Below are 3,686 nucleotides of genomic sequence, written 5' to 3'. Positions count from 1 at the left end.
CACCCCGCCACCCCATCCCCGAAGGAGAACCGTCATGTTCGGACGTCGTCGCCGGCCCGTGGCCGCCCCCGAGACCCGCACCATCGCCACCTATCGCACCGCCGGAGGCGCCGACCTCGCCGTCGTGCACGAGCTGGTCGGGGAGGCGCCCGGCACCCCCGTGGAGACCGTCGCCCGCTGCGCCTGCGGGCAGAGCGCCGAGGCCGGCCACTACCGCCGTAACGGGCAGTCGGAGCCGGCGCTGGCCCGCCGCGCGGACCGCGGCGTCAAGGCTTGGGCGCAGCAGCACGCCGCCCACTGCCGCCTTACCCCCGTCGCCTGACCGACTCTCCGAAACCCCCTGTGGGGCGGCCCGGAAGCTTGCCGGCACCGGCCGCCCCACAGGGCCCCTCGCCGGGCCCTGTGGCCCGAGGAAGGCACCACCAGCATGACCGACACGACCACCGCCGTGAACGGCACCCACCGGCCCGCGCCGGTGATCGAACTGGCCAAGGCCGGCGACGTCCCCCCGCCGGTTCCCGCGCCCGGTCCGCCCGTCGACCTGTCCGGCGCCCCGACCATCCCGCTGCCCGCCGTCGACACCCGTCCGCTCGAGGAAGCCGCGCCCGAGGTGCTCGAGGGCGTGGCGCTGCGGCCGGTCGACCGGCCGCAGACCGACCTGCCCGGTACCTGGCTGGCCGAACGGCAGGCCCGGCTCGCCGACGCCCCGCCGGTGCTGCCCGCCTGGCTGCGCAGCGGCCGGGATCTGGCCGACGCCGCCCGCTGGGTGGGCTCCTACTACGGGCACCTGACCGCCTTCCACGCGCTGCGCGCCCCGGTCTACCTCGCCCGCCTCATCGGCCGTGCCCCGCGCGGCCTGTGGCGCCTGACCGCGCGCTGGTTCCGCTGGGTGGTCGACGCCGAGGCCCGACCCGTGGAGGCCAGAGCCGCCGCCGGTGGGGACGTCGAGGCGTGGCTGTCCCTGTCGCGCGAGCACTCCCGCCGCTGCCGCCCGCGCCGCGTCCTCTCCCTGACGGTGGGCACCGCCCTGGCCGCCGGTACCGCCGTGGCCGCCCTGACCCTGCCCGGCTGGGCACTGGCCGCCGGTGGGGTCGGTGTGCTGGCGGCCGCCGGTCTGGCCGGGCGCCGGGCCGATACCCCGGTCATCACCCGCTACGTGCACACCCACACCCTGCGCGCCCTGGACTCCACCGAGGTCTACGCCGCCCTGGAGGCCATCGGCGTGGGCAAGAAGGGCAAGAGCGGCGTGGAGTTCGCCGCCGAGATCCAGCGCGACGGGCCCGGCTGGCGCGCCGAGGTCGACCTGCCCGCCGGGGTGACGGCCGACAAGGTGTTGGACAAGCGCGCCGAGCTGGCCGCCGCGATGCGCCGCCCGATCTCCACCGTGTGGCCGGACGCCGACCGCGACGCCCACCCCGGGCGCCTGGTGCTGTGGGTCGCCCAGCAGGACCCGGCCAAGGCCGCCCGCAAGCTGTGGCCCCTCATGCGCGAGGGCCAGGCGGATGTCTACGCGCCGCTGCCGTTCGGCTTCGACCCCCGCGGCAACCTCGTGGAGATCACCCTGGCCTACTCCAACCTGCTGGTCGGCGGCATCCCCGGCTCCGGCAAGACGTCCTGCGCCCTGGCCATCGTCCTCGGTGTCGCCCTGGACCCCACGGCCGAACTGTGGATCTTTGAGCTCAAGGGCTCCGGCGACCTGGACGCGGTCAAGCCGATCTGCCACCGGTACGTCTCCGGTGACGACGACGAGGACCTGAAGGCCACCCTCGCCGGCCTGCGGGCCGGGATCGCCGAACAGAAGCGGCGGGCCAAGTTCATCAAGTCCCTGCCCCCCGAGGAGATCCCCGAGGGCCGCAAGGTCACCCGCACGCTCGCCGAGAAGTACCCCGAGCAGCAGCTCGGGCCGCGCGTCATCGTCGTGGACGAGGTACAGGAACTCTTCACCCACCCCGACCACAAGGAGGAAGCCGCCGAACTGGCCACCAAGCTCATCAAGAAGGGCCGCGCCTACGGCATCATCCTCATCCTGCTCACCCAGAACCCCGACGCGCCGTCCCTGCCGTCCTCGGTGTCGTCCTCGGTGGGCACCCGCCTGTGCCTGGCCGTGATGGACTGGCGGGCCAACAACAACGTGCTCGGCACCGGCGCCCACGAACGGGGCCTGCGCGCCACCGAGATCTCCACATCCGAGCAGGGGACCGGCATCCTGGTCCGCGGCCGGGAGGGCACCACCGTGCGGGCGGCGTTCATCAAGCAGACCGAGGCCGCCGAGATCGGCAAACGCGCCCTGGCGCTGCGCACCGCCGCCGGCACCCTCACCGGACAGGCCGCCGGACAGGACGTCATCGAGGCCGCCGCCGAGACGATCGTGGACCACCTGCGGGCCATCTGGCCCGAGGGCAAGGAAGCGGTGCACTCCCACCGCCTGGTCGACGCCCTGGCCGCCCACCACCCCGAGGTCTACGGCCCCTGGCTGGATCTCGAAGACGTCGCGGCCCGGTCCACCGCCCTGTCCGGTGCGCTCAAGCCGCACGGCGTGCCCACCCGCCAGCTCACCATCCGCGAGTGCTGCGGCGGGGGCGCCAAGGGCGTGCGTTTCACGGACGTCCCCGAAGCCTCCGAGGCACCCGAGGACGAGGACGACTGACCGCGCCGGGGGACGAAACCGGTATCCCCACCCCCCGAAACCGGTTTCGCCCCCGACGTCGACCACAAACCGCCGCTGACCAGCGCCGATATCGAGTATCGACCCAACGACCGGGGCCCCGTACACAGCCGTGTACGGGGCCCCTCGCCGTGTTCTGCGGGACGAACGCGACAGCCCTAGTACTCCCCGGTCTCCCGAAGCTCCTGCACCACCTCGTCGCGGTATTCCGGGCAGTAGGCGGTGACCCCGAGCACCAGCACTTCGTTGGCATCGGCCCTCATGGTGCCCCAGTCCATGCCGACCGGGTACATCCCTTCGTGAATCCCGAAGATGTAGTCGACGCTGTGCCCGACCGCCAGGCTGGCACACCACTGCTCGGGGTAGGCCAGCAGCTCGGTGTCGCTCGGTCCGGCTTCCGTCCAACTGTCGATCCCTGCGGCGTCCACCGCTGCGAGGAACTGCTCATCCGGCGTCGGGGCCGGCTCGGTCTCCGCGGCCGCCGGCTCGGCATCCGAGGAAGTCGAGCAGCCGGCAAGGGCTGCGGCCAGTAGGGCCGCGGCGGCGATGCTGCGGAAGCGCATGGGTTTCTCCCGAAGGTGGTCTTCTCGCGGATGCTGCCGGCCGGGCCGGGGCCCGGGGAGCGGAGTGATCAAACGGTGACCTACCGACATGTCGTTGATTTCGGGTGAGCGGACAGCCAGGGCGGTGGTCGGGTTCGCCGCCTCACCCGGGGCGGCGGAGCACCCGTTGCGGCACCTCAGCGGCCGGGCCGTTGCGGCTCCGGCGGTCATTACACACGGTGACGCCCATGGCCCGCTGTGGGGCCTGGGATCCGTACAGAGTGGAATCTCCCTCCCCGGCGGTCCGGCTCGGGTGGCCATGGGGGGTCTCCCCCCACCCCCGGAGTCACGGTGTGTCACTGCCGCCCGTGCCGGTGGCCGCGCGGTGGCGGGTGTCGGCGGGGGAAGCCGCGGTGGCCGCGCCGGTGCGGACCGGAGGGGAGGCCATGGCGCCGGCGCCCGGGGGTGCGGGGCCGGCG

Annotated in this window: 3 protein-coding genes; 2 read left to right on the top strand and 1 reads right to left on the bottom strand. The window is 73.8% G+C overall.

What is annotated here, in order from left to right; genetic code table 11:
* The first annotated feature begins 34 nt into the window (after window positions 1–34).
* Window positions 35–322, top strand: a complete 288-nt coding sequence (locus FNQ90_RS15810) for a hypothetical protein (RefSeq protein ID WP_182606976.1) — start codon at window positions 35–37, stop codon at window positions 320–322.
* Between the two features lie 105 nt (window positions 323–427).
* Window positions 428–2,647 carry an FtsK/SpoIIIE domain-containing protein gene (locus tag FNQ90_RS15805; RefSeq protein WP_182606975.1) on the top strand — a complete coding sequence of 740 codons (2,220 nt, stop codon included), beginning with the start codon at window positions 428–430 and terminating at the stop codon, window positions 2,645–2,647.
* A gap of 176 nt (window positions 2,648–2,823) precedes the next feature.
* On the opposite strand, the gene FNQ90_RS15800 is transcribed toward FNQ90_RS15805, so the two are convergent.
* Window positions 2,824–3,228 (bottom strand): DUF732 domain-containing protein, encoded by a 405-nt coding sequence (locus FNQ90_RS15800; protein ID WP_182606974.1) that lies wholly within the window; start codon window positions 3,226–3,228, stop codon window positions 2,824–2,826.
* Between the last annotated feature and the right edge of the window lie 458 nt (window positions 3,229–3,686).

The organism is Streptomyces alkaliphilus, from assembly GCF_014141535.1.
In the GTDB taxonomy this organism is placed as follows: domain Bacteria; phylum Actinomycetota; class Actinomycetes; order Streptomycetales; family Streptomycetaceae; genus Streptomyces; species Streptomyces alkaliphilus.
This window is presented reverse-complemented; position numbering and strand designations above follow the sequence as displayed.

Excerpts from the sequence above, each read along its gene's own strand:
- FNQ90_RS15810 (WP_182606976.1), top strand. The coding sequence starts at position 35 with ATGTTCGGACGTCGTCGCCGGCCCGTGGCCGCCCCCGAGACCCGCACC.
- FNQ90_RS15805 (WP_182606975.1), top strand. The coding sequence starts at position 428 with ATGACCGACACGACCACCGCCGTGAACGGCACCCACCGGCCCGCGCCG.
- FNQ90_RS15800 (WP_182606974.1), bottom strand. The coding sequence starts at position 3,228 with ATGCGCTTCCGCAGCATCGCCGCCGCGGCCCTACTGGCCGCAGCCCTT.